Source organism: Pseudomonas sp. CMR5c (genome assembly GCF_003850545.1).
Classification (GTDB): Bacteria; Pseudomonadota; Gammaproteobacteria; order Pseudomonadales; family Pseudomonadaceae; genus Aquipseudomonas; species Aquipseudomonas piscis.
The window spans coordinates 2,766,691-2,790,621 of the sequence record NZ_CP027705.1 but is presented as its reverse complement, the minus strand read 5'-3'; the positions used below and the strand labels follow the sequence as shown (position 1 = coordinate 2,790,621).

The 23,931-nt window shown below is 65.7% G+C and carries 21 protein-coding genes; 12 read left to right on the top strand and 9 right to left on the bottom strand.

Annotated elements, in window-relative coordinates; genetic code table 11:
- Nucleotides 1–138: 138 nt before the first annotated feature.
- The 7 genes from C4K40_RS13110 to C4K40_RS13075 all read left to right on the top strand — a co-directional run bounded on the left by C4K40_RS13110 (nucleotide 139) and on the right by C4K40_RS13075 (nucleotide 5,225).
- Nucleotides 139–1,023: an MBL fold metallo-hydrolase gene (locus C4K40_RS13110; RefSeq protein ID WP_053128946.1), complete on the top strand. Its 885-nt coding sequence runs from the start codon at nucleotides 139–141 to the stop codon at nucleotides 1,021–1,023.
- A gap of 26 nt (nucleotides 1,024–1,049) precedes the next feature.
- On the top strand, nucleotides 1,050–2,327 hold the full coding sequence (locus C4K40_RS13105; protein ID WP_053128944.1) for an FAD/NAD(P)-binding oxidoreductase: 1,278 nt from the start codon (nucleotides 1,050–1,052) through the stop codon (nucleotides 2,325–2,327).
- Entirely contained in the window at nucleotides 2,324–3,151 is an 828-nt protein-coding gene (locus C4K40_RS13100) for a sulfite exporter TauE/SafE family protein (protein WP_053128943.1), read from the top strand. The genes C4K40_RS13105 and C4K40_RS13100 overlap by 4 nt, the downstream gene beginning before the upstream one ends.
- 70 nt (nucleotides 3,152–3,221) lie before the next feature.
- Nucleotides 3,222–3,662, top strand: a complete 441-nt coding sequence (locus C4K40_RS13095) for a YeeE/YedE family protein (protein ID WP_053128940.1) — start codon at nucleotides 3,222–3,224, stop codon at nucleotides 3,660–3,662.
- A complete protein-coding gene (locus C4K40_RS13090; protein WP_053128938.1) occupies nucleotides 3,659–4,078 on the top strand; it encodes a DUF6691 family protein in 420 nt (139 codons plus the stop codon). The genes C4K40_RS13095 and C4K40_RS13090 overlap by 4 nt, the downstream gene beginning before the upstream one ends.
- Nucleotides 4,079–4,196: 118 nt before the next feature.
- Nucleotides 4,197–4,547 (top strand): YkvA family protein, encoded by a 351-nt coding sequence (locus C4K40_RS13085; RefSeq protein WP_053128935.1) that lies wholly within the window; start codon nucleotides 4,197–4,199, stop codon nucleotides 4,545–4,547.
- A gap of 396 nt (nucleotides 4,548–4,943) precedes the next feature.
- A complete protein-coding gene (locus C4K40_RS13075) occupies nucleotides 4,944–5,225 on the top strand; it encodes a hypothetical protein (protein WP_053131282.1) in 282 nt (93 codons plus the stop codon).
- A 254-nt stretch (nucleotides 5,226–5,479) separates the two neighbouring features.
- On the opposite strand, the gene sigJ is transcribed toward C4K40_RS13075, so the two are convergent.
- The 3 genes from sigJ to C4K40_RS13060 all read right to left on the bottom strand — a co-directional run bounded on the left by sigJ (nucleotide 5,480) and on the right by C4K40_RS13060 (nucleotide 7,489).
- Entirely contained in the window at nucleotides 5,480–6,370 is an 891-nt protein-coding gene (gene sigJ, locus C4K40_RS13070) for an RNA polymerase sigma factor SigJ (RefSeq protein WP_124421308.1), read from the bottom strand.
- Nucleotides 6,371–6,372: 2 nt separating this feature from the next.
- Nucleotides 6,373–6,813 carry a carboxymuconolactone decarboxylase family protein gene (locus C4K40_RS13065; RefSeq protein ID WP_124346557.1) on the bottom strand — a complete coding sequence of 147 codons (441 nt, stop codon included), beginning with the start codon at nucleotides 6,811–6,813 and terminating at the stop codon, nucleotides 6,373–6,375.
- A gap of 265 nt (nucleotides 6,814–7,078) precedes the next feature.
- Nucleotides 7,079–7,489 carry a hypothetical protein gene (locus C4K40_RS13060; protein WP_022643946.1) on the bottom strand — a complete coding sequence of 137 codons (411 nt, stop codon included), beginning with the start codon at nucleotides 7,487–7,489 and terminating at the stop codon, nucleotides 7,079–7,081.
- A 222-nt stretch (nucleotides 7,490–7,711) separates the two neighbouring features.
- Between C4K40_RS13060 and C4K40_RS13055 the strand changes: the two genes are divergently transcribed.
- From C4K40_RS13055 to C4K40_RS13020, 5 genes are all read left to right on the top strand, one after another.
- A complete protein-coding gene (locus C4K40_RS13055; RefSeq protein WP_124421307.1) occupies nucleotides 7,712–10,933 on the top strand; it encodes an efflux RND transporter permease subunit in 3,222 nt (1,073 codons plus the stop codon).
- Nucleotides 10,923–12,089 (top strand): efflux RND transporter periplasmic adaptor subunit, encoded by a 1,167-nt coding sequence (locus tag C4K40_RS13050; RefSeq protein ID WP_124421306.1) that lies wholly within the window; start codon nucleotides 10,923–10,925, stop codon nucleotides 12,087–12,089. Before C4K40_RS13055 ends, C4K40_RS13050 begins: the two co-directional genes overlap by 11 nt.
- Nucleotides 12,073–13,488: an efflux transporter outer membrane subunit gene (locus C4K40_RS13045; protein ID WP_124421305.1), complete on the top strand. Its 1,416-nt coding sequence runs from the start codon at nucleotides 12,073–12,075 to the stop codon at nucleotides 13,486–13,488. The genes C4K40_RS13050 and C4K40_RS13045 overlap by 17 nt, the downstream gene beginning before the upstream one ends.
- A gap of 366 nt (nucleotides 13,489–13,854) precedes the next feature.
- Complete coding sequence (locus C4K40_RS13040; protein WP_083457007.1) at nucleotides 13,855–14,223, top strand: VOC family protein; 369 nt, start codon at nucleotides 13,855–13,857, stop codon at nucleotides 14,221–14,223.
- 1,428 nt (nucleotides 14,224–15,651) lie between these two features.
- Complete coding sequence (locus C4K40_RS13020; RefSeq protein ID WP_053138100.1) at nucleotides 15,652–15,924, top strand: hypothetical protein; 273 nt, start codon at nucleotides 15,652–15,654, stop codon at nucleotides 15,922–15,924.
- Between the two features lie 73 nt (nucleotides 15,925–15,997).
- Here C4K40_RS13020 and msrA read toward each other — a convergent pair whose 3' ends face one another.
- From msrA to C4K40_RS12990, 6 genes are all read right to left on the bottom strand, one after another.
- The gene (gene msrA / locus C4K40_RS13015; protein WP_053138116.1) at nucleotides 15,998–16,447 is read right to left on the bottom strand and encodes a peptide-methionine (S)-S-oxide reductase MsrA; all 450 of its coding nucleotides are present in this window, start codon (nucleotides 16,445–16,447) and stop codon (nucleotides 15,998–16,000) included.
- Between the two features lie 11 nt (nucleotides 16,448–16,458).
- Nucleotides 16,459–17,514 carry a glycine betaine ABC transporter substrate-binding protein gene (locus tag C4K40_RS13010; RefSeq protein ID WP_053138097.1) on the bottom strand — a complete coding sequence of 352 codons (1,056 nt, stop codon included), beginning with the start codon at nucleotides 17,512–17,514 and terminating at the stop codon, nucleotides 16,459–16,461.
- Nucleotides 17,511–19,595, bottom strand: a complete 2,085-nt coding sequence (locus C4K40_RS13005; protein WP_053138095.1) for an ATP-binding cassette domain-containing protein — start codon at nucleotides 19,593–19,595, stop codon at nucleotides 17,511–17,513. The genes C4K40_RS13010 and C4K40_RS13005 overlap by 4 nt, the downstream gene beginning before the upstream one ends.
- A 124-nt stretch (nucleotides 19,596–19,719) precedes the next feature.
- Nucleotides 19,720–20,688, bottom strand: a complete 969-nt coding sequence (locus tag C4K40_RS13000) for an aliphatic sulfonate ABC transporter substrate-binding protein (protein ID WP_053138093.1) — start codon at nucleotides 20,686–20,688, stop codon at nucleotides 19,720–19,722.
- A gap of 184 nt (nucleotides 20,689–20,872) precedes the next feature.
- Entirely contained in the window at nucleotides 20,873–22,147 is a 1,275-nt protein-coding gene (locus C4K40_RS12995; protein WP_053138091.1) for a Zn-dependent hydrolase, read from the bottom strand.
- A gap of 152 nt (nucleotides 22,148–22,299) precedes the next feature.
- Entirely contained in the window at nucleotides 22,300–23,787 is a 1,488-nt protein-coding gene (locus tag C4K40_RS12990; protein WP_022643934.1) for an NCS1 family nucleobase:cation symporter-1, read from the bottom strand.
- Nucleotides 23,788–23,931: the final 144 nt, after the last annotated feature.

Genomic DNA, 23,931 nt, shown 5'->3' with positions numbered 1-23,931 from the left:
CCGGAGCAGGGCCTTGGCAAGCTTGCACACCCAGTAACGGGTGCCGGCCGGCGCTATGCCGGGTTGGCACGTTTATTGACAGTCCAAGGCAGGAGCGGCAGCGCAGACTGCCCTCGCCCTTCATTGCCGGAGTGCCCCATGATCATCAGCGACACGCTGCGTGTAGAAGCCTTTTTCGACAGCCACACCTGGACCATCAGCTACCTGGTGATGGACCTCGCCACGCGCCGCTGCGCCCTGATCGACAGCGTGCTGGACTACGACCCCAAGTCCGGCCGCACCCGCACCGAGTCCGCCGACCGCCTGGTGGCCCGGGTCCGGGAGCTGGAGGCGCAGGTCGACTGGATTCTGGAAACCCACGTCCACGCCGACCACCTCTCGGCCGCCGCCTACCTCAAGGAGCAGCTCGGGGCCCAGGTGGCCATCGGCGACCAGATCACCCGGGTGCAGAAAGTCTTCGGCGCGCTGTTCAACGAAGCCCCGATCTTCGCCCGTGACGGCAGCCAGTTCGACGTGCTGCTGGCCGACGGCAGCGAGTTCGCCATTGGCCAGCTCACCGCTCGGGCCATGCACACCCCGGGGCACACCCCGGCGTGCATGACCTACCTGGTGCAGGTGGGCGAAGAGCAGGTGGCCTTCGTCGGCGACACCCTGTTCATGCCCGACTACGGCACCGCCCGCTGCGACTTCCCCGGTGCCGACGCGCGAACCCTGTACCGCTCCATCGGCAAGATCCTGGCCCTGGCGCCGCAAACGCGGTTGTTCATGTGCCACGACTACCTGCCCAACGGGCGCGAGCTGCAGTACATGACCACCGTGGCCGAACAGCGGGCCAACAACATCCACATCCACCAGGGCGTCGACGAGGACAGCTTCGTGAAGATGCGCGAAGCCCGTGACGCGACCCTGGACATGCCGGTGCTGATCCTGCCCTCGGTGCAGGTCAACATGCGCAGCGGGCACTTCCCCGAGCCCGAGGACAACGGCGTGAGCTACCTGAAGATCCCCCTGAACACCCTATAACGATTACTCCATACGGAGACCTTGCCATGCGTCCCATCCACCCTGCCCCGCGTGCCGTCGACGGCAGCCACCAGGTGCTGATCGTCGGCGGCGGTGCCGCCGGTATCGCCGTCGCCGCCAGCCTGCTGTCCCGCGATTCCCACCTGGACGTGGCGATCATCGACCCCGCCGACACCCACTACTACCAACCCGGCTGGACCCTGGTGGGCGCCGGGGTGTTCAGCGCCGAATCCACCCGCCGCGACATGGCCTCGCTGATGCCCAAGGGGGTCAAGTGGCTGCGCCAGGCGGTCAGCCGCTTCGAGCCCGAGCACAATGCCCTGGTGCTGGCCGACGAGCGTGTGCTGGCCTATGACCAGTTGATCGTCTGCCCCGGCCTCAAGCTCGACTGGGCAGCCATCGACGGCCTGCCCCAGGCCCTGGGCAAGCACGGCGTGACCTCCAACTACCGCTACGACCTGGCGCCCTACACCTGGGAGCTGGTGCAGCAACTGCAACAGGGCCAGGCGCTATTCAGCCAGCCGCCGATGCCGATCAAATGCGCCGGCGCGCCGCAAAAGGCCATGTACCTGTCCTGCGATCACTGGTTGCGCCAGGGCCGCCTGGGCGCGATCAAGCCGCGCTTCATGAATGCCGGCGGCGTGCTGTTCGGCGTCGCCGACTACGTGCCGGCGCTGATGGAATACGTGAAGAAGTACGCCATCGACCTGGACTTCGGCCACAACCTGGTAGCGGTGGACGGCCCGGCCCAGCGCGCGACCTTCGTCCGCACCCTGGCCGATGGCACCCAGGAAACCCTGGAACGGCCGTTCGACATGCTGCACGTGGTGCCGCCGCAGTGCGCCCCGGACTTCATTCGCCAGAGCCCCTTGGCCGACGCCGCCGGCTGGGTCGATGTCGACCCCCACAGCCTGCGCCACAAGCGCTTCGCCAATATCCACGGCCTGGGCGACGCCACCAACACCAGCAATGCCAAGACCGCCGCGGCCGCGCGCAAGCAAGCGCCGGTGGTGGCCAACAACGTGCTGGTGACCCTCAAGCGCCTGACCCGGCTGGCCCATTACGACGGCTACGGCTCCTGCCCGCTGACCGTGGAACGGGGCAAGATCGTCCTCGCCGAATTCACCTACGGCGGCAAGCTGGCCCCCAGCTTTCCCGCCTGGCTGCTGGACGGGCGCCAGCCGACCCGGCGCGCCTGGTGGCTGAAGGAGATGATCCTGCCGCCGCTGTACTGGCGCGGCATGCTCAAGGGCCACGAATGGCTCGCGCACCCGACCCTGGCCACGGACACCTCCCAAGCATGAATGAACACAGTCTGCTGGGTGCGGGCCTGGGGGCGATCATCGGCGCGATCCTGGCCCTGACCGGGGCCGGCGGCGGCATCCTCGCGGTGCCGCTGCTGGTGTTCGGCCTCGGCCTGAGCATGGTCGAGGCCGCCCCCATCGGCCTGCTGGCGGTGGGCCTGGCCGCCAGCGTCGGGGCCATCCTCGGCTTGCGCCAGGGCATCGTGCGTTATCGCGCCGCGGGGTTCGTCGCCGGCATCGGCATCCTTATGGCGCCGCTGGGGCTGTGGCTGGCCCACCGCCTGCCGAACCTGCCATTGGCCCTGCTGTTCGCCCTGGTGCTGCTGTACGCCTGCGGGCGCATCCTGCGCAAGGCCAGCCTGGAGCTGAAACAGGGCCGGCCGGCGCCGCGCCCTGCGTTCCAGCCCTGCGTGCTCAACCCGGCCCAGGGCCGGCTGCGCTGGACCCTGCCCTGCGCCCGGGCGCTGACCTTCACCGGCCTGCTCTCCGGGCTGCTGTCGGGGCTGCTGGGGGTCGGTGGCGGTTTCGTGATCATCCCGGCGCTGAGCCGCTACACCAACCTGGACAGCAAGAGCATCGTCGCCACCTCCCTGGCGGTGATCGCCCTGGTGTCCCTGGGCAGCGTGGTTACCGCCAGCCTCAGCGGCGTGATGCACTGGGCGGTGGGCGCGCCCTTCGCCCTCGGCGCGGTGCTGGGCCTGGTGCTCGGCCGCCAGATCGCCAGCCACCTGGCCGGGCCACGGCTGCAGCAACTGTTCGCCGTCACCGGCATCTGCGCCGCCCTGCTCCTGGCCGGCGGCGCCCTGGGCCTTTTGCCCCACTGAAGCATCCGGGCCCGCCACGGGTGATGGCCTGTGGCGGGCTGGCTCTCTTCCTGACGTGAGGAACCCTTGCATGTCCATCGACCTGCTGCACTTCAGCCCCTGGTCGGCCCTGGCCGGCGGCGTGTTGATCGGCCTTTCGGCCGGCTGGCTGATCGCCGCCAACGGCCGTATCGCCGGGATCAGCGGCCTGCTGGCCAGCGTGCTGCAACCGGCCGGCGAAGGCTGGGCGGAAAAGGCCCTGTTCATCCTCGGCCTGCTGCTGGCGCCGCTGCTGTGGGGGCTATTCGCGGCCCTGCCGCCCGTGGAATTCCACAGCGACACCCTCGGCCTGATCGGCGCCGGCCTGCTGGTGGGCCTCGGCACCCGCTATGGCAGCGGCTGCACCAGCGGCCATGGGGTCTGCGGGATCTCCCGGCTGGCGCCACGCTCGATCATCGCCACCCTGTGTTTCATGGCCACCGGCTTCGCCACCGTGTGGGTCACCCGTCACCTGCTGGGGCTACTGCCATGAAGCGCCTCAGCGCCTTTGCCGCGGGCCTGGTGTTCGGCCTCGGTCTGCTGCTGGCCGGCATGGCCAATCCGGCCAAGGTCCTGGGCTTTCTCGACCTCGCCGGCCAGTGGGACCCGTCCCTGGCCCTGGTGATGCTCGGCGCCATCGCCAGCGCCTGGTGGCCCATACGCTGGGCCCGGCAACGCTCGCATTCCCTGCTGGGCGCACCGATGCAACTGCCAGGCAAACGCCCCCTCGACTGCCGCCTGATCGGCGGCAGCCTGGTGTTCGGCATCGGCTGGGGCATCGCCGGCATCTGCCCCGGCCCGGCGCTGGTGCTGCTGCCCAGCGGGCATTGGCAGGCCTGGATGTTCGTGCTGGCGATGCTATTGGGGATGCGGCTGTTCAGTTACCTGGAAGGCTGGCGCCAGGCCTGAGGGCAACCCAAGCGGCGCCCATGGCTGCCAGCAGTTCCCAGGGAAGTTCTCTCCGCTGCCAGCGCACAGACGCAACGCCCACCATGACCTGGCGCCCAGTAACCGCAAGGAGCCCGCCATGTCCACCGACCATACCCTGGAACAAAGCTTCCACCGTTGCCTCTGGCGCAAGATCAGCCGCTACGCCCTGCATGTCGGCCGCATCCTGATCACCAAGGCCCTGTGGCTGTACTACGCCGCCCAACGCCCGCAAACCCCCACCTGGGCCAAAGGCACCATCTACGGGGCCCTGGGCTACTTCGTCCTGCCCCTGGACCTCATCCCCGACCTGCTGCCTGGCGCCGGCTACGCCGACGACCTCGGCGTGCTGAGCCTGTCGATCGCGGCGGTGGCCGCGCATATCAATCAGGAGGTCAAGCAGCAAGCGGCTGGACGGCTGGTGGAGTGGTTTGGGGAGTTGGGGGATTGAGCTGGCGCTGCGGGGTGGAGCGCACCGCACCTGCGCCAAGGCGGGCCAGCATCGGATGCATGGCAAGCTCAGCAACTCAGCCCGCCCCTACCGCAAATCAGGATCCGTCCTACGGCAGCGCCGTTGTTCCTGGTGCGCGGCATCCCTATAGTTTTTGGCGTCGCCGGCCTGGCCGGTGATGGGGTTTCGCAGCCCCAGCGGAAAAGTCGAACTACACCGTCAATGACAACTCAGGCACACTCGCCTGCGTTTCGCTTTATGGCGGCTGTGCGTGGGAGGCCTTCGGGCCTGCCGGGTTTACTCTTTTCCTCGGTCTGCGAACCCGCGTACAGCTGCCACCCCATTGATTCGCAGCAGTAGGTGGCAACTTTTCTATTTTTTGAAAAGTACGACACCATGAATCCCCAGGATCACTCTGAACGCTTTATTCCCCTGACCCCGATCGCCAGCGATGGACCAGTGCTGTTTGTCGACAGCCACGCCCCGCTAGAGGATCTGCATGCATGCGCCAGCGAGCGGTTGCTCACTACGCTGGATTATCTGAATTTGATGGCCTGCGCTGGACTGCGCGACTCCAGCGACAAGGACATTGGCACCGTGACCAACACCGCCCGGCTGTTGCTGCAGGATGTGCGGGATGTGTTGGCGGTGATTGAGACGCGGGCTTTTAGTGCGTGACCTAGGGCCATAAAAAAGCTGGTCATAGACCGGCTTTTTTATGAGTTAGCTGTCGGCGTTCAATAGTTCCTGGACTACTTAGTCGGTTACTTGATCGCTTACTTGGTCGCTTTGGCTGAGACCAGTCGACATTCCACAGTCGTCATGACGCGTAAGAGCGCCGCGAGCAATCAAGCGTCGACCGGCTGCTCCTACAATAGGATCAGTGGCCTTGGTTTATTGGCCCGCAGCCCCAGGGCTGCGCAATGTGAGCCTCACACCAACACCCCACTCCCCAACCCCACCAACTTATCCGGATTGCGCATGATAAAGACGCGGTTCACCCGCCCCCTTTCGTCATACCCAAAACTCACCACCGCCACCACTTCCTCCCCCTCCCCCCGTAACACCACCCCACGTCCACCATTGATCTCCACCTCCTGCCACTGATACTCCCGCCAGTACCGGCTCAAGGACTCACCCACAAACGCCAACACCGCCTCCAACCCATACAGCGTCTCGCGAATGGCGCTGGCCTTGCCGCCACCATCGGCACACAGTTCAACGTCTTCGGACAACAACGCCGCCAACCCCTGGGTCGAACCGCTGGCGATGGCGGCATGAAAGGCACTCAACAGTTCCTGCTGGCGGGACGCTTCCGGCTGGTGCCGAACCTGGGCATTACCCAGGCTGGCCTTGGCGCGGGATACCAGTTTGCGGCAGGTGGCTTCTTGAACATCGAGTGCAGCAGCTACTTGTGAGTAGTCCAGGTCAAAGATGTCATACAGCAGATAGGCAGCGCGCTCCTTGGGCGTCAGGCGTTCCAGCAAGAGCAGGAACGCGGTGGACAGCGACGAGGCCAGTTCATGGCTCTGTTCGGGGGATTCGTGGTGCAGGGTGTGGATCGGTTCCGGCAGCCAGGTGCCGATGTAGTCGACCCGGGCGCGGCGGGCGGAGCGCAGCAGGTCGATGCAGTGGCGGGTGCAGGCGGTGGTCAGCCAGGCGGCGGGGTTGGCGATGGAGGCCTGGTCGGCCTCCAGCCATTTGATGAACAGGTCTTGCACCACGTCTTCAGCTTCGGCGCGGGAGCCGAGGAGGCGGTAGGCCAGGCCCAGCAGGAAGCTGCGACGGCTTGCGAACACCGTCGCATCATCGATTCGATCCATCCTCAGTGCCTCGACACCTGCATGCGATTCCACAGGTTGATCATGCCGATATCGGCCGTCAAGGCGGCGATCTGCGCGTCGCTGAAATGTTCGCGCAGGGCCGCGCGCAGCGGGCCGAAGTCGGTGCCTTCGTGCAGCACGGTGAGGGCTTCGGTCCAGGCCAGGGCGGCGCGTTCGGCGGCGCTGAAGTCGCTGACGTGGCGCCAGACCACCAGGCGGTCCAGGCGCTCGTTGCTTTCGCCGTCTTCCCGGGCTTCGCGGGTGTGCATCTTCACGCAGAAGCCGCACTGGTTGATCTGCGAGGCGCGCAGCACCACCAGGTGATGCAGCTTGCGATCCAGGCCATGGGCGTCGATCAGGCCGTGGATCTGGCCCAGGCTGTCGAAGATCTCGGGGATGGTTTGCAGCAGGTTGACGGCTTGGGTGGGGTGGCTGGATGACATGGGGTGGCTCCGTTATTTGAGGGATACACCGACATGACGGGCCAGCCCTAGGCTTTGTGACGGGGTGGCGGAAAAATAAATTATCCCCTCCCTCCAACCCGATAAACCGGCCCCTCCACAGCAGGCATCGTCAGGACATCGGGGTGAGTTTGTCGCCCCCGTGGCGCGACTTTTAGCGCTCAACGTCAGGGTTTCAAACATCAGGGGTTCAAACAATAGTGCCAGCAGTGCCGACACGTTCAGGCCCGTCACGCCCATCCCCACCCTACCCCGGCATACACCTGAACCCACTCGTACTGGCTACTTGCTTGCCCTGCCCGTCATACAGCCGCGCCCGCACTTCGGTGCCCAGGGTCGATTCCACCAGCTTGTAATGCTCGCCGGCCTTGAAGTCGCTGTAGCTGACATGCCCGTTGCAGTCTTGCTGGTTGGAGTCGCCGGTGCTGTCTTCGAATACGGTCACGTCCAGGCGGTGGGCGCCGGGGCGGACCTGGAAGTAGCGGCCGTCGTCGACGTTCTTACCGTCCACGCGTTCGGCCATCAGGTCGCTGGGGGCTTCTTCCTCGAGGCTGATCCAGGCGTCGTTGGGGTCGGCCTTGGGCATCGGCCCGGCGCAGGCGGAAAGCGCCAGCACCAGGCTCAGGGCGGGAATCAGCAGCAGCGGTTTGGCATTCATGGCAGGTACCTCGGCAGTGAGAAGGAACACGGGGTGCGACTGCGAACGCCAGCCGCGCCGGATTGCCATCCAGCTTGTCGAGGCCCGGCAACGAGGACAAATGAATCCCCATGAAAGGAAGTTAAGGCCCAACCTAAAACTTCCTTCACCTGGCTGAAAGCCGCGTGTTAGGTGGGTCGCCGGAGACTGCCGAGCCTCGTTTCCGCCTCGGAGGTCCACCCCATGCTCGGGCTGGTCAAGACCGCTCTGCTCAAGCCCTACACGTTTATCGTGCTGGCGATCTTCATCTGCATCATCGGGCCGCTGGCGGCCCTGCGTACGCCCACCGACGTGTTCCCGGATATCGGCATCCCGGTGGTGGCGGTGGTCTGGCAGTACAACGGCTTGTCGCCGGACGCCATGGCCGGCCGGGTGATCTACACCTACGAGCGCTCGCTGAGCACCACGGTCAACGATATCGAGCATATCGAGTCGCAGTCGCTGCCGGGCATGGGGATCGTCAAGATCTTCTTCCAGCCGGGGGTGGACATCCGTACCGCCAACGCCCAGGTGACAGCCGTTTCACAAACCGTGCTCAAGCAGATGCCGCCGGGCATCACCCCGCCGCTGATCCTCAACTACAGCGCCTCGACGGTGCCGATTCTGCAGATGGCGTTTTCCAGCCCGACCCTGTCCGAGGCGAAGATTCGCGACCTGGTGCAGAACAATATCCGCCTGCCCCTGAGCGCCCTGCCGGGCCTGGCGATGCCCACGCCCATGGGCGGCAAGCAGCGGCAGATCACCCTCGACCTCGATCCCCAGGCGCTGGCGGCCAAGGGCCTGTCCGCCCAGGACGTGGGCAACGCCCTGGCGGCGCAGAACCAGATCATCCCGGTGGGCACCGCCAAGCTGGGTGGCAATGAATACACGGTGCTGCTGAACAACAGCCCCACTGCCATCGATGAGCTCAACGACCTGCCGATCAAGACCGTCGACGGCGCCTTGATCACCATCGGCCAGGTGGCCCACGTGCGTGACGGCGCGCCGCCGCAGACCAATATCGTGCGGGTCGACGGCCACCGGGCGGTGCTGATGCCGGCCCTGAAGAACGGTAATATCTCGACCCTGGCCATCGTCGATGGCATCCGCCAGATGCTGCCGCGCATCGATGAGACCCTGCCGCCAGCGCTGAAGACTTCGCTCTTGGGCGATGCCTCGGTGTTCGTCAAGCAGTCGCTGGGCAGCGTGGCCCAGGAAGGCATCATCGCCGCGCTGCTGACCAGCGCGATGATCCTGCTGTTCCTCGGCAGCTGGCGCTCGACCCTGATCATCGCCGCCTCGATTCCCCTGGCGGTGCTCGCCGCCATCGCCCTGCTGGCCGCCAGCGGCCAGACCCTCAACGTCATGACCCTGGGCGGCCTGGCCCTGGCGGTGGGGATCCTGGTGGACGACGCCACGGTGACCATCGAGAACATCAACTGGCACCTGGAACAGGGCAAGACGGTGAAGGACGCGATCCTCGACGGCGCCAAACAGATCGTCGGCCCGGCGTTCGTCTCGCTGCTGTGCATCTGCATCGTCTTCGTGCCGATGTTCCTGCTGCAGGGCATCGCCGGCTACCTGTTCCGGCCCATGGCCCTGGCGGTGATCTTCGCCATGGCCAGCTCCTTCCTGCTGTCGCGGACCCTGGTGCCGACCCTGGCCCTGTACCTGCTCAAGCCCCACGTGCCGGAGACCAGCCCTGGCCACCACCCGGAAGACGCCTTCATCAACCACCACGAAGGCGAGCAGCACGCCCCGCCCCGGCATGCCCTGGTACGCGCCCTGCTGGGGTTCCAGCAAGGCTTCGAGCGGCGTTTTTCCAATGTGCGCGACACCTACCACGGCCTGCTGCGACTGGCCTTGGCCAGGCGCCGGCCGTTCCTCCTGGGTTTCCTCGCCTGTGTGCTGGCCTCCTTCGCCCTGCTGCCGAGCCTGGGCCAGGACTTCTTCCCCGCCACCGATGCCGGGGCCCTGGCCTTGCATGTGCGCCTGCCCCTGGGCACGCGGATCGAGGAAAGCGCGGCGGCCTTCGACCGCATCGAAGCGCGGATCCGCGAGGTGATCCCGCCCGAGGAGCTGGACAGCGTGATCGACAACATCGGCATCCCCCTGAGCGGCATCGACATGGCCTACAGCAACAGCGGCACCATCGGCCCCCAGGATGGCGATATCCAGGTCACCCTCAAGCCCGGCCACGCCCCCACCGCCGATTACGTGAAGCGCTTGCGCGAGGCCCTGCCGGAGAGTTTCCCCGGTAGCCAGTTCGCCTTCCTGCCGGCGGACATCAGCAGCCAGATCCTCAATTTCGGCGCACCGGCCCCGCTGGACGTGAAGATCTCCGGGCCTGACGATGCGGCCAACCGCGCCTATGCCCTGGAGCTGCAACGGCGCCTGCGCCACGTGCCGGGCATCGCCGACTTGCGCCTGCAGCAGTCCACCGGCTATCCGTCGCTGGCGGTCAAGGTCGACCGCCTGCGGGCCAACGGCCTGGGGATCACCGAGCGCGACGTGACCAACAGCATGGTCGCCTCCTTGGCCGGTAGCTCCCAGGTGGCGCCGACCTTCTGGCTCAACCCGAAGAACGGCGTGTCCTACTCCATCGTCGCCGCCACCCCGCAGTACCGCCTGGACAGCCTGCCAGCCCTGGAGGCCTTGCCGGTCACCGGCAGCAACGGTCAGGCGCAGATCCTCGGTGGCCTGGCGAATATCTCCCGCGTTGACAGCCCGGCGGTGGTCAGCCACTACAACATCCAGCCGACCCTGGACCTGTACGCCAACGTCCAGGGCCGCGACCTGGGCGCCGTGGCCCACGACATGCAACAGGTGTTGGACGACGCCGCGGCCCTGCGGCCCAAGGGCGCCACGGTCAGCCTGCATGGGCAGATCGATGCCCTGCACCAGGCCTTCAGCGGCCTGAGCCTGGGGCTGCTGGGGGCTGTGGTGCTGATCTACCTGCTGATCGTGGTCAACTTCCAATCCTGGCTCGACCCGCTGGTGATCATCAGCGCGCTACCGGCGGCCCTGGCCGGCATCGTGTGGATGCTGTTCCTCAGCGGCACCTCGCTGTCGGTGCCGGCGCTGACCGGGGCCATCCTGTGCATGGGCGTGGCCACCGCCAACTCGATCCTGGTGGTGAGCTTCTGCCGCGAGCGCCTGGCGGCACACGGCGATGCCCTGCTGGCCGCCCTGGAAGCCGGCTACACGCGCTTTCGCCCGGTGTGCATGACCGCCCTGGCGATGATCATCGGCATGCTGCCCCTGGCCCTGTCCGAGGAGCAGAACGCGCCCCTGGGCCGGGCGGTGATCGGCGGCCTGCTGCTGGCCACCGTCGCCACCCTGATCTTCGTCCCCGTGGTCTTCAGCCTGGTCCACGGTCGCCGTTCCCACCCCGCTGTCGCTGGAGAAACCACCCATGTCGCCTGACCACACCCCTTCGCGCAAACGCCTGATGCTGCTGGGCATCGGCGGCTTGAGCCTGGCCGCCCTGCTGGTGGCCAGCGGCCTGGCCGCGCGCACCCGGCATGAGCGGGCCGTCGCCGCCTGGACCGAAACCGCCGCCGTGCCCCAAGTGCTGGCGGTGCAACCACAACCCAATGCCCAGAGCGTCAGCCTGCGCCTGCCGGCCCACCTGGAAGCCTGGAGCAAGGCGCCGATCCATGCCCGGGTCAGCGGCTACCTCAAAGACTGGAGCGCGGACATCGGCACCCAGGTCGCCGCCGGCCAGGTGCTGGCCCACATCGACAGCCCCGACCTGGACCAGCAAGTGGCCCAGGCCCGGGCACGGATGCTCCAGCAGCAAGCCACCGCGCGGCTGGCGCAGACCACCGCCGCACGCTGGCAGAACCTGTTGGCCAGCCACTCGGTATCGCGCCAGGAAGCCGACGAAAAACGCGCCAACGCCACCGCCGCCCAGGCCAGTGCAGCAGCGGCCGCCGCCGACTACGCGCGGCTCTCGGCCCTGGAGGACTACAAGACCATCCGCGCACCGTTCGCCGGCGTGGTCACGGCCCGCCATACCGACATCGGCCAGCTGGTCAAGGCCGACAGCGACAGCGATCCGCAACTGTTCGACCTGTCCGATACCCACAAGCTGCGGCTGTACGTGCCCATTGCACAAAACTACGCCAGCGTGATCCGCCCCGGCCTCACGGCCCGGCTGACGGTGCCCGAGCACCCCGGCCAGCAGTTCAGCGCCCAGTTGATGGGCGACTCCTGCGCCGTCGATCCGCGTTCCGGCACGCTGCTGGCGCAGTTCGTCGCCGCCAACCCCGACGGCGCCCTGCATCCTGGCGACTACGCCGAAGCGAGCCTGGCGCTGGCGGCCGACACCCATGGCCTGAGCATCCCCGCCAGCGCCCTGATCTTCCGCGCCCAGGGCACCCAGGTGGCGCTCATCGACAGCGCAAAACACGTGCACCTGCGCAGCATCCATATCGGCCTGGACCTGGGCGACCGTCTGGTGATCGACCAGGGCCTGCAAGCCTCGGATCAGGTCATCGACAACCCGCCGGACGCCTTGCGCGAAGGCGACCTGGTGCAACTGGCCGACGCCGGAGGTGCCCATGCGCCCAAGGCTTAAGCCCTTCGCCGCGCTGGTGCTGCTGGCGCTGCACGGCTGCTCCCTGGCGCCGCATTACCAGGCGCCGGAGGTGGCGTTGCCAGCGCAGTTTCGTGAACAGAGCGCCGCCGGGCCCTGGCACCCGGCCACGCCCCAGGCTCTCGACGCGCACTGGTGGCGGCTGTACCACGACCCACAGCTCGACGACCTGCAACAGCGCCTGCTCCAGGCCAACCCGGACCTCGCCGCGGCCCTGGCCCACTACGACGGCGCCCAGGCCTACGCCAGCCAGCTGCATGCCGGGCTGTTCCCGCAGATCAGCGCCAGCGCCCAGCCCTTGCGCCAGCGCCAGTCGGACAGCCGACCGCTACGCGGCGGCAGCCAGCCCTCGGTGTACAACAGCAACAGCGCCGGCTTTACATTGGACTTCGACCTCGATCTCTGGGGCCGGCTGCGCAACCAGACGCTGGCGGGCGATGCCCAGGCCCAGGCGTCCGGTGATGACCTGGCGGCGGCGCGCCTGAGCCTGCAACGCCAGCTGGCATCGCTCTATGTGCAGTTGATCGGCCTGGACGCGCAAAGCCGGATTCTCAGCCGCTCCCTGGAAGACTACGGCCAGGCCCTGCAACTGACCCGTGACCGCTACCAGGGGCAGATCGCCTCGGAGCTGGACCTGACCCGAGCCCAGAGCCAGCTGGCCAATGCCGAGGCCGACCTGGACGAAGTCCGGGCCCAGCGCAACCTCACGGAACACGCCATGGGCGAGCTGGTGGGCGAACCGGCCAGCCAGTTCCGCCTGGCGCCCTCGGAACAACTGCTGGGCCTGCCGGAAGTCCCCCGGCAACTGCCCAGCAGCCTGCTGCAACGCCGGCCGGACATCGCCGCTGCCGAACGCCGGGTATTCGCCGCCAATGCCGGCATCGGCGTGGCGCGAGCGGCCTGGTACCCGGACTTCAGCCTCACCGGCATGCTCGGCGGCCAGACCCAGGGCAGCGGCAACCTGCTGGCGGCGGGCAATCGCTACTGGGCCCTGGGACCGCTGATGACTCTGCCGATTTTCGACGGTGGCAGTCTCAGTGCCAACGAGCGCCAGGCCCATGCCGAATTCGAGGAGGCTGCGGCCCATTACCGGGGCCAGGTGCTGCGGGCGGTGCGCGAGGTGGAGGACAACCTGGGGCAACTGCGCGACCTGCAACAACAAGCGCTGGACCGACAAGCGGCGGTGAATGCGGCGCTGCACACCCAGTCCCTGGCGATGAACAGCTATCAAGCGGGAGCAGTGAGTTATCTGGATGTAGTGACGGCGCAGACCGCGGCCTTGCAGGCCCAGCGGGGGTTGCAGGCGGTGCAGACGCGGGAGTTGCAGGCGAGTGTGGGGTTGCTGGTTGCGTTGGGTGGGGGGTGGAAAGGTGGGGTTTGAAACCTGAAACATGATCGCCTGGCGGGTCTCTCCAAGGTGCCCCGGCGCGCAAATCCACAATACGGTGTTGGTGAACCTTGGCTCGTCCTCCTCAGGTACCTTCGCGGCCGGCTAAATGCGGTTTCAGCAAACTCCACACATTGTCGGAGATATCGTGGCGCCGATGAGTTGCAAGGGTATGACACGCACCTAAGCCGAGCCGGCTTAACGTAGGATTTCCCCAAACTCAGCGGCCTACCCTTGTTGTGCGTATCGATCAATCCTGACGGAAACTGTCACTGCCCTGCAGCATAATGACGACAATGAGCAGCTTTAACATGCTAATCATGAGTACTAAACCCTGCTACAAATACGAGATATTAAATTATGAGAGTCAACTACTGCGTACTAGGTACAAATAACATGGAGGCCGCAATTGAGTTCTACAATGCACTCTTTGAGGAAACAGAACTCAGGTACGTGATATCAACAGACAGAATGACTTACTGGCAAAGCAGCAATTTCTCATTTGCGCTAGCAACTCCCTTTAACAAGGAACCTGCAACAAATGGAAATGGCACGATGATTGGTTTTAATGTTGACTCTGTAGAAAAAGTAAAAAGCTTTCATGAAAAGGTGATTGAATTAGGCGGTACCTGTGAGGGTAAACCCGACCAGCGGGGACCCTACTTTTCAGCGTATGCGAGGGATTTGGATAAAAACAAACTATGTTTTTCTGCCCAGATGCCTGCTTAATCTCATGCCCTCAAGCTTTGATAGCCCAGAGGGCAATACAAATATCTGAGCAGAAGTATTGCTTCACCATCAGTTCCTCTGACTGTGAACGGATGGGTAAATTAGGTTTCAGCGAGTTCCATAAATTATCGTAAATATCGTGACGCCGATAGGTTGCAAGACCCACGACACGCTGACCGCTTAACTAGAAAGACCAATCATCAGTGTTTTTTGAGTCTTGTGACGAAACTCTCCATTCTATTTCAAGGGATGATATAGAGGTCGTTAGGGAGGTTCGGAGTACATATTCGCTGTTGCGTTTCTTTTTTACCGCGGTGGTGTACATATCCGTTGCTGCGGGTGTGGCCACTGGCGGTTCCGCTCTTACAGCGGCTCACTTTTGTCAGTCGACACAAAAGTAAGCAAAAAGTCTTGCCCCTCCACTCGGTGCCTCGCTAAAGCTCGGCATGCCCTCACTCCGGCATTGATCCGTGGGCCGCCGCAATGGGCCATCCATGGCCCAGTGCGGCTAACCCGGCGTCCTGCCGGGTTACCCACGGATCAATGCCTGCGTTCGGCCATCGTGGTTAACGGGGCCTTGGAGATCAAAAGCCAGAGCAAGAGCCAGAGCAAACGGCGGCCATGCGGCCTGGTCCTCTCTGCGTAGGAGCTGGCTTGCCAGCGAAGGCGTCCGCCAGGGCGATGCATGCCTTACGGGCCTCTTCGCCAGCAAGCCGGCTACAAAAGCGCGTACAACGCGCTTTGGCTTCGGCCTGTGATCTTGCTCTTGCTCTAGCTTTTGATCTTCCTGCCCCTTCAGGAGGCCGAGTGCAGGCGTTGCGCAGGGGGCAGCTCGGCATGGATGCCGAGCTAGCCGTCCCAGGCCATGGATGGCCTGTGGCGGCGTGCCCCCGGAGCAATGCCGGAGCGAGGGCACGCCGAGCCTAGGCGAGGCGCCGGATGCGGGGGCAGAGAGCCTTTGGTTACTTTGGGCTCCATCCAAAGTGACCCGCTGTAAGAGCGGAACCCTAAGTGGCCACACCCGCAGCAACGGATATGTACCCAAAACTCGCCGTAAGGGCGAAACCGCCAGCCGCCGTGACCGCAGCAACGGATATGTACCCCATCAAAACCAGCCACCAGACAGTCGACACAAGCACTCAAACATCACCTTCAACACCCGGTTGCACTGCTCCAGCATCCTTCCTATAGTCCGCCCCTCGCAGCCAGATCCGCGAGCGACCTTGGCCGGTCGAATATAGGAACGCATCCACTTTCAAACATCCTGGCAGTCGCTTTTGTTCCCGCAATCAGGAACTACGACGGTGCTGCGCGGGACACCCCAGGGTGTGCTGTTGCCCTTTCCTCGGCCAACCTGCTCGCGTACCACTGCCCCAGCTCTTTCGGTCGATAACCAAGGCGATTGCTCTGTAAGCAGGAGCCATACCTATGACTGACCATCACCTTCCCCGCTTCACCCCCATCGACACCCACGACACCGAACACCCGGTGTTCTACCTCGACACCCAAGCCCCTTTGAGCGACCTGGCCAGCAGCGCCGCCCACCGTTTCACCGTGGGCCGCGACCTGATGGACAGCCTGTCCACCCTGGCGCTGAAAGACATCAGCGATTGCGACCTGACCCGTATCACCCGTGGCGTGCACCTGCTGACACGAGAAGGCTGTGCGGTGCTGGAAGTGATTCAGTGGCGGGTTGCATAAGAGCGAGCTCTAAGCCGCAAGCTCCAAGCTTGGAGCTTGGAGCTTGGAGCTTGCAGCTTGCAGCTTGCAGCTTCTAGATATGGCAACTGCTCAACCCATTCTTTTCCAGGTAACGCTGGTGCGCTTCATCCGCCAGGTCGAAGCGGCCCAGGGGCACGATCACCGTGGCCACCGGTTTGTCGAGGCGGCCGGAGTCTTGCAGGGCGGTCTTGGCCGCCCTCGCCTGTTCGGCCTGCACGGCATTGGTGTGGAAGATCGCCGAGCGGTACTTCACTCCGCCGTGCTCGCCCTGGCGATCCACTGAGGTCGGGTCGTGCAGGCCCCAGAAGTGTTCGATCAGGCGGCTGTAAGCCAGCAGTCGCGGGTCGAAGTCCACCTGCACCACCTCGATCTGCACCGCCTCGTCGCCCGCCTCCACGGCATAACCCACCCGGGTATCCAGAACTCCCGGCAGTGCGCGGAACGTCGCTTCCGCGCCCCAGAAACAACCGGCGCCGAAGGTTGCCTGTTCGATGCCGTTCAATGCTTCCACGCTCATTGCACCGCCCCCACCTGTTCACCGCTGGCGCCCAGCCAGCCATCGACGACCTGCGGGTGCGCCGCGACCCATTCCTTGGCCGCCTGCGCCGGCGGTTGTTGTTCCTTTTCGATCTTGAGAATCAGGTCATTCAACGCCTGGGGTTCGATGCTGAAGTTCTCCAGGAACACCGCGATCCGTGGCGCGCGTTTTTGCAGAGCGGTGGACGCCAGGACATACACCCGGGCATCGGGGTAGGCACAGGTGATCTTGCTCTGGGCCAGCCAGTCGGCGCTCACCGTCGGGCTGATGAATTTCCAGCAGCCGTCGGCCTTGTACAGCGGGTCGCCCTTCTTGTTGTCCTGGGCGTAGCCGTCGAACGCTGGTTCTTCCAGGCGCCGGAGGTCGAAGGCGGAGAAGATCCAGTCCGGGGTGTAGGCGTAGAACACCACGCCGCGCTGGGCCTTGTAGGCGCTGGCGAGCTTGGCGTAGGTCACCGAGGCTTCGGTGGACACCGACTCGAATTTGTCGGCAAAGCCGAAATCCTTGGCCTTGATCTCGCCGATATAGGTCGACTCCCAGCCAGCCGGGCCCACCAGCAACTGCGCCCTGCCGCCGCCCAGGGGCTCGAAGAGCTTCGCCACTTCGGGCTTTTGCAGGTCGTAGACCGACTTCACCCCGTACTTGTCTTGCAGGTAGCCGGGCACGTAGAAGCCCTGCTCGCCCAGGTACGGCTGCTTGTTGGGCACCAGCGAGCGGGTGCCGCCACTGACGTACTTGGCCCAGGCGGCGGACTGGTTGGGCAGCCAGATATCGGTCAGCACATCCACCGCGCCATCGCCCTTGGCCGCGGCGGCCAGCAGCACCGGTACGTCGCCGGCCAGGTACGACACATCACCATCGAGGCGGCTCTTGATCACCTCGCCGAGGATGTTCTGGATGGCGATGGCGCCGGTCCAGTTCTGCTCGCCGATGACGATCTTGTCCTTGGCCAGCACCGGTAGCGACAAGCCCAGCAACAGCGCGGTAGCGCCCAGGGCACGGGAAAGGGATGGGTTCATCGAACACCTCATGACTGATGGAAAGCGCGATCCCGCTGGCGCAGGGTCGCTTGAATGATGCGGTCGGGAATCAACGCGCAGAACACGATCGCGGCGCCGGCCAGCATGCCCTCGCCGCCCTTGATGTTGCGCAGCGCGGTCATCACGTCGTAGCCCAGGCCACCGGCGCCGATCAGTGCGGCGACCACCACCATCGACAAGCTCATGACCAGGGTCTGGTTGATCCCCAGCAGCAGCGAGCCGGCGGCCAGGGGCAACTCGACCTTGGTCAGCACCTGCCAGGGCGTGGCACCGTGGGCCAGGGCCGCCTCGACGGCGGTCTTGGGCACCTCGCGGATACCCAGGGCGGTGAGGCGGATCATCGGCGCCAGGGCAAAGATCACCGTGGCGATCACCGCCGGGGTCTTGCCCACCGAGAAGAACGCCACCGCCGGAATCAGGTACACGAAGGTCGGCAGGGTCTGCATCACGTCCAGCAACGGCGTGACCAACCGCCGGGCCAGGGCGCGCTTGGCCAGGAGGATGCCGGTGGGCACGCCGATCAGCAGCGACAGCAGCACCGCGGCGCTGACCAGGGCCAGGGTCGCGACAGTGCGCTCCCAGAAGCCGAACAGGCCGATGTACAGCAAGGCCACGGCGCTAGTCAGGGCCAAGGCTGCCCCGGCGCTGCGCCAGGCCAGCAACACCAGGGCCAGCGCCGGCACCGGCCAGGGCAGCCAGCCCAGCAAGCTCTCGATGCCTTCGATCACCGTGCGCACCGCAACGATCACCCCGACGAAAGTGCTTTCGAAGGTGACCTGGGACCAACCGATCAACTGGTCGATGGCCGCTGCCGTCGCCAGCAGCCACTGGCGATCGGCGGGAAACTGCACCCAGGGCCCACTGGCGTCGACGGCCAGGGCGCGCCACAGCACCAGGCCCTGGCACAACAGCAACACCAGCCACGGCAGGTGCCAGCCGGCGCGAACCTGGCGGCGCGGGCGCCGGGCAAGGGTCACGCACAGCAGGCGGCTGAGCACCAGGCCAAGCAGCGCCAGCCCAGCCCAGCCCGGGCGGAACGTAGCCAGCCACTGGCCCAAGCCTGCGGCCGCCAGTAACTCCAGGGCGAACCCCAGCCAATACAAGGCGCCATGGCCGCTGTCGGCCAGGGCCGCCGGCCCACGCCACAGCGCGCTCCAGAAACCCCGGCCTGGCTTGGCCGGAGCCGCCTCTAGCGCCACCGGGACGGGGCCGACCGCCACCGGCGCAGCCGCCTGGGTCGGGACGCTGCGTGCACCCTGGTCCTGGAAGAAATCCGCCACCTCGGCGTCCGCCGGTTGCTCCAGCAACTGTGCCGGCGTGCCCAGCTGGATCAGCCGGCCATGGCGCAGCACCGCGATGCGGTCGGCCAGGCGCAAGGCCTCGGCGGGGTCGTGGGTCACCAGCAAGGTGGTGATGCCACGCTCGCGCACCAGGCGCAGGAAGTGTCCCTGCAGCTCGCGGCGAATGGTCGGGTCCAGCGCGCTGAAGGGCTCGTCCATCAGCAGGATGTCCGGTTCACTGACCAGCGCCCGGGCCAGGCCGACCCGCTGCTGCATGCCGCCGGACAGCTCATGGGGGTAATGCTCGCCCCAGCCCGCCAGGCCCATGGCTTGCAGTTGCACATCGGCCGCGGCGTGGCGCAGCGCCTCGGGTTCGCCGCGCAGTTCCAGGGGCAAGGCGACGTTGTCGCGCACGTTGCGATGGGGCAGCAGGCCAAAGTGCTGGAACACCATGCCGATGCGCCGCGAGCGCAGAGTGCGCAGGTCCCGGGGTGCCAGTTGGCCGATGGCGGTGCCGTCGATCAGCACCTCGCCGCTGCCGGGTTCGATCAAGCGGTTGATATGGCGCAGCAGCGTCGACTTGCCGCTGCCAGAGGTGCCCATCAGGCACAGCAGCTCGCCACGCCGCACACTGAGGCTGACCTGCTGCACCGCCGGCGCGCTGGTTCGGTCGCGGCGGCTGGCGTAGGTCTTGGTCAGGTTGCGCAGTTCCAGCACCACTTCGGCATTGCCCGCAAGGACGGTGGACGAGGCTGGAACGGCAAAGACCTCTTGGGGTTGAACGGCAGACACAAGAACTCCTGGCGCCGGGCGCGGGATGGCGTAGCCGGCGGTGACAAAGAAAAAGGGGGGCGCTCAGCGGCAAGCGCAACGCTGCCAGGCCGGTGCCTGCTGGCCCCGGCCTGGCAACGGACGATCACAAATGCTTGGGGCTCCAGAGCTGCACGGCCCGTGCATCCACCGGCTTGGGCAGGAGTTTTTCCTGGTAGAAGGTGTCGGCGATCTTCTGCTGCTCGCCCAGGGCCTCCGGCTGCACGGCCTCGACCCGGTAGGTGCGGCGGCTGTTGGCCAACTCCACCGTGGGCACGTCGAGGTTGCCCCACAGCGGCCCGAGCAACTGCGCCGCCTGTTGCGGGTGCGCCTTGACCCAGATGCCGGTCTTCTGCAACTCGCTGAACACCTGCTGCAGGACTTCGGGATGGGCCTTGGCGTAGTCGTTGGAGGCCAGGTAGTAGCGGCGGTAGCTGGCCAGGCCCTGGCCGTCGTGTAGCACCCGTGCGCCTTGCTGGCGCTCGGCGCTGGCGACGAAGGGTTCCCAGGTGACCCAGGCATCGACCTTGGCGGTTTCCAGGGCGGCGCGGCCATCGGCGGGGGTCAGGTACACCGGCTGGATATCGGCGAAGCTCAAGCCCGCCTCGCGCAATGCGGCGATCAGCAGGTAATGGCTGCCGGCGGCCTTGGTCACGGCGATGCGCTTGCCCTTGAGATCGGCCAGGGACTTGAGCGGCGAATCCTTGCCGATGACGATGGACTGGGCCGCGGGCGATGGGGTCTCGGTGGCGAAGTAGGTCAACCTGGCGCCGGCGGCCTGGGCGAACACCGGCACGGTGTCGGCGACATCGGCGCTGATATCGACATTGCCCACGTTCAGCGATTCGGCCAGGGGCAGGCCGCTGGTGAACTCATGCCAGGTGATGTTTACCCCCTGCCCCGCCAGTTGTTTTTCCAGGGTGCCCTGGGCCTTGAGCACCGCCAGCAGGGTCGAGGATTTCTGGTAGCCGATGCGCAGGCTGGTGTCGGCCAGGGCGTTGCAGGCCATGCCCAGCGCCAGCACGGCAAGGACGGAGAGCGACAAGCGACGAGGCAAAGCATGGGGCTGGCGCATGGGGGCGAACCTTCTGGGAGAGGAAAGTCGATAAAAGCTAATCGATCTAATAAATCTAAAATAAATAATTTTTAGGAATTAGCTTAGTGTCAGCCAAAGGTTCGTCGCCCATGCAAACCTGTAGCTGCTGCTGAGCCTGCGAAGCTGCGTACGAGGACGCAGCCTCGCAGGCCGGGAACGGCAGTCAGGATTTCAAGCTGATGGCCTGGGAGGCGGCGAGCATGGCGCGCAGCAGCACCGCGCAGCCGGCGGCCAAGTCGTCGGGATCGGCGTTCTCGATTTCGTTGTGGCTGATGCCGCCTTCGCAGGGCACGAAGATCATCCCCGCCGGGCCCAGTTCGGCAACGAAGATCGCGTCGTGCCCGGCGCCACTGACGATATCCATATGCGACAAGCCCAAGCCCTCGGCGGCGCCGCGCACGGCCTCGACGCACACCTTGTGGAAGTACAGCGGCGGGAAGTCGGCGGTCGGGGTCAGCTCGAAACTCAGGCCGTGTTCTTCGCACGTACGCTCGATCACCTGGCGCACCTCGGCGATCATCGAGTCCAGGCGCGCCGGCTCCAAGTGACGGAAGTCCAGGGTCATGCGCACCTCGCCGGGAATCACGTTGCGCGAGCCCGGGTAGGCCTGCAGGCAACCGACGGTGCCGCAAGCGTGGGGCTGATGGCCGAGGGCCGCGCGGTTGACCGCCGCCACCACCGCAGCGGCGCCAACCAGGGCGTCCTTGCGCAAATGCATCGGGGTCGGGCCGGCATGGGCCTCGACCCCGCGCAGCTTGAGGTCGAACCACTTCTGCCCGAGGGCGCCGAGCACCACGCCGATGGTCTTGCGTTCGTCTTCGAGAATCGGCCCCTGCTCGATGTGCGCCTCGAAATAGGCCCCCACCGGATGCCCGCTCACCGGCCGGCTGCCGGCATAACCGATGGCGTCTAGCGCCGTGCCGACGCTGATGCCCTCGGCATCGGTCCTGGCCAGGGTGTCCTGCAGGGTGAACTTCTCGGCAAACACCCCGGAGCCCATCATGCACGGCGGGAAGCGCGAGCCTTCCTCGTTGGTCCACACCACCACTTCCAGGGGCGCTTCGGTTTCCAGCTTGAGGTCGTTGAGGGTGCGCAACACCTCCAGCCCGGCCAGCACGCCAAAGCAACCATCGAACTTGCCTCCGGTAGGCTGGGTGTCGATATGGCTGCCGGTCATCACCGGTGGCAACTGCGGATTGCGCCCGGGGCGGCGGGCGAAGATGTTGCCGATGCCGTCCACGCTGACCGTGCACCCGGCCTCCTCGCACCAGGTGACGAACAGGTCGCGGGCCTGGCGGTCGAGGTCGGTCAGGGCCAGGCGGCAGACCCCGCCCTTGACCGTGGCGCCGAGCCGGGCGAGCTCCATGAGCGACTGCCACAGGCGGTCGCGGTTGATGTGCTGATGGCTGGATTGCAGAACGTCGACGGCAGCGTTCATGGTGATCTCCTCAGGCTTTTCTGGTTGTGGTCGACAAGGTCGTGCTCGTCTTGAGTGCTGTGGTGTCTGCTGGATTGTTTGTGAACAAGCCCCGCGTTCCCTGTAGGAGCGAGCGGGCGGCGATGCGACTTGCCCACGATGCTCTCAATGCATCACACCGGCGTCTTGGCGCTCACGCCCTGCGGGCTGCGCAGGTTGCACAGGCCGTAGTAGATGAGCCCGCCCAGGGCCGAACCGGTGAACCAGCCGTAGCTGTAGAACCAGTTGAAGGCGCTGCTGCCCAGCGACATCAGGGTCAGCGCCACCGGGATGGCGAAGGCGATGAAGCCGTGCCAGTTCCACGCCGGGTACACGTCGTCGCGGTACAACCCGGCCAGGTCCAGGCGCTGCCTGCGGATGATGAAGTAGTCCACCACCATGATCCCGGCGATCGGCCCCAGGAGGCTGGAGTAGCCCAGCAGCCAGTTGGAGTAAACGGTTTCCAGGCTCACGTCGGACACCAGCAGGCCGAGCTTCTTGAGCAGTTCGTGGCCCATCAGCGCCAGCCCTACCAGGCCGGTGAGGATCACCGCCGTGGTGCGGCCGATCAGCTTGGGGGCGATGTTCTGGAAGTCGTTGGTGGGCGAAACGATGTTGGCCGCGGTGTTGGTCGACAGCGTGGCGATGATGATCAGCGCCATGGCCACGGCCACCCAGCCCGGGCTCTGGATATGCCCGATCAGGCTCACCGGGTCGGAGACCGTGACCCCCACCAGCTTGGCCGAGGCCGCGGTCATCACCACTCCCAGGGCGGCGAACAGGAACATGGTCAGCGGCAGGCCGAAGATCTGCCCCAGCACCTGGTCCTTCTGGCTCTTGGCGTAGCGGCTGAAGTCCGGGATGTTCAGCGACAAGGTGGCCCAGAAACCGACCATGGCCGTCAGCCCGGCCATGAAGTAGCCGGTGACGCTGGCGCCTTCGGGACGCTTGGGCGGGATCGCCAGCAACTCACCGAGCGACACGCTGGGCAAGGCCCATAGCAGCAACCCGATGCCCACCGCCACCAACAGCGGCGCCGACAAGGTCTCCAGCCATTTGATCGATTCCGCGCCGCGCAGCACCACCCACAGGTTGAGGGTCCAGAACAGCATGAAGCCGATCACCTCGCCGGTGCCGCCCAGGGCCTTCCAATCCGGGAAGATCGAGCCGAGGAACAGGTGGATGGCCAGGCCGCCGAACAGGGTCTGGATGCCGAACCAGCCACAGGCCACCAGGGCGCGGATCAGGCACGGCACGTTGGAGCCGATGATGCCGAACGACGAGCGCAGCAGCACCGGGAACGGAATGCCGTACTTGGTGCCGGCGAAGGCATTGAGGGTCAGGGGCAACAGCACCACGACATTGGCCAAGAGGATCGCCAGCAGCGCCTCGCCGACACTCAGGCCGAAGTAGGCGGTGAGCACCCCGCCCAGGGTATAGGTCGGCACGCAGATCGACATGCCGATCCACAGTGCGGTGATGTGCCACTTGTTCCAGGTGCGTTCCTGGACCTTGGTCGGGGCGATGTCGTGGTTGTAACGGGGGCTGTCGAGCACGTCGCTGCCGGCGTCCAGCTCGTACAAGCCGGCGCGCTCGGTCACCTGGGATCTGATCTGTTGCATGGCCGCTCCACTGTTGTTCTGATTATTTTGCTCATCAGGCCAGCGGACGATGGGATCGGGCGCCGGGTGATGGCCGGAGAACTGACGACTTCCACCCTCCGGCGTGACGATCCGTGGCGGCACTCAATAAGTGTGCCGGTGAGC

Bases quoted from the DNA above. Each gene is read 5' to 3' on its own strand.
- C4K40_RS13110 (WP_053128946.1), top strand. From the start codon at position 139: ATGATCATCAGCGACACGCTGCGTGTAGAAGCCTTTTTCGACAGCCAC.
- C4K40_RS13105 (WP_053128944.1), top strand. From the start codon at position 1,050: ATGCGTCCCATCCACCCTGCCCCGCGTGCCGTCGACGGCAGCCACCAG.
- C4K40_RS13100 (WP_053128943.1), top strand. From the start codon at position 2,324: ATGAATGAACACAGTCTGCTGGGTGCGGGCCTGGGGGCGATCATCGGC.
- C4K40_RS13095 (WP_053128940.1), top strand. From the start codon at position 3,222: ATGTCCATCGACCTGCTGCACTTCAGCCCCTGGTCGGCCCTGGCCGGC.
- C4K40_RS13090 (WP_053128938.1), top strand. From the start codon at position 3,659: ATGAAGCGCCTCAGCGCCTTTGCCGCGGGCCTGGTGTTCGGCCTCGGT.
- C4K40_RS13085 (WP_053128935.1), top strand. From the start codon at position 4,197: ATGTCCACCGACCATACCCTGGAACAAAGCTTCCACCGTTGCCTCTGG.
- C4K40_RS13075 (WP_053131282.1), top strand. From the start codon at position 4,944: ATGAATCCCCAGGATCACTCTGAACGCTTTATTCCCCTGACCCCGATC.
- sigJ (WP_124421308.1), bottom strand. From the start codon at position 6,370: ATGGATCGAATCGATGATGCGACGGTGTTCGCAAGCCGTCGCAGCTTC.
- C4K40_RS13065 (WP_124346557.1), bottom strand. From the start codon at position 6,813: ATGTCATCCAGCCACCCCACCCAAGCCGTCAACCTGCTGCAAACCATC.
- C4K40_RS13060 (WP_022643946.1), bottom strand. From the start codon at position 7,489: ATGAATGCCAAACCGCTGCTGCTGATTCCCGCCCTGAGCCTGGTGCTG.
- C4K40_RS13055 (WP_124421307.1), top strand. From the start codon at position 7,712: ATGCTCGGGCTGGTCAAGACCGCTCTGCTCAAGCCCTACACGTTTATC.
- C4K40_RS13050 (WP_124421306.1), top strand. From the start codon at position 10,923: ATGTCGCCTGACCACACCCCTTCGCGCAAACGCCTGATGCTGCTGGGC.
- C4K40_RS13045 (WP_124421305.1), top strand. From the start codon at position 12,073: ATGCGCCCAAGGCTTAAGCCCTTCGCCGCGCTGGTGCTGCTGGCGCTG.
- C4K40_RS13040 (WP_083457007.1), top strand. From the start codon at position 13,855: ATGAGAGTCAACTACTGCGTACTAGGTACAAATAACATGGAGGCCGCA.
- C4K40_RS13020 (WP_053138100.1), top strand. From the start codon at position 15,652: ATGACTGACCATCACCTTCCCCGCTTCACCCCCATCGACACCCACGAC.
- C4K40_RS13010 (WP_053138097.1), bottom strand. From the start codon at position 17,514: ATGAGGTGTTCGATGAACCCATCCCTTTCCCGTGCCCTGGGCGCTACC.
- C4K40_RS13000 (WP_053138093.1), bottom strand. From the start codon at position 20,688: ATGCGCCAGCCCCATGCTTTGCCTCGTCGCTTGTCGCTCTCCGTCCTT.
- C4K40_RS12995 (WP_053138091.1), bottom strand. From the start codon at position 22,147: ATGAACGCTGCCGTCGACGTTCTGCAATCCAGCCATCAGCACATCAAC.
- C4K40_RS12990 (WP_022643934.1), bottom strand. From the start codon at position 23,787: ATGCAACAGATCAGATCCCAGGTGACCGAGCGCGCCGGCTTGTACGAG.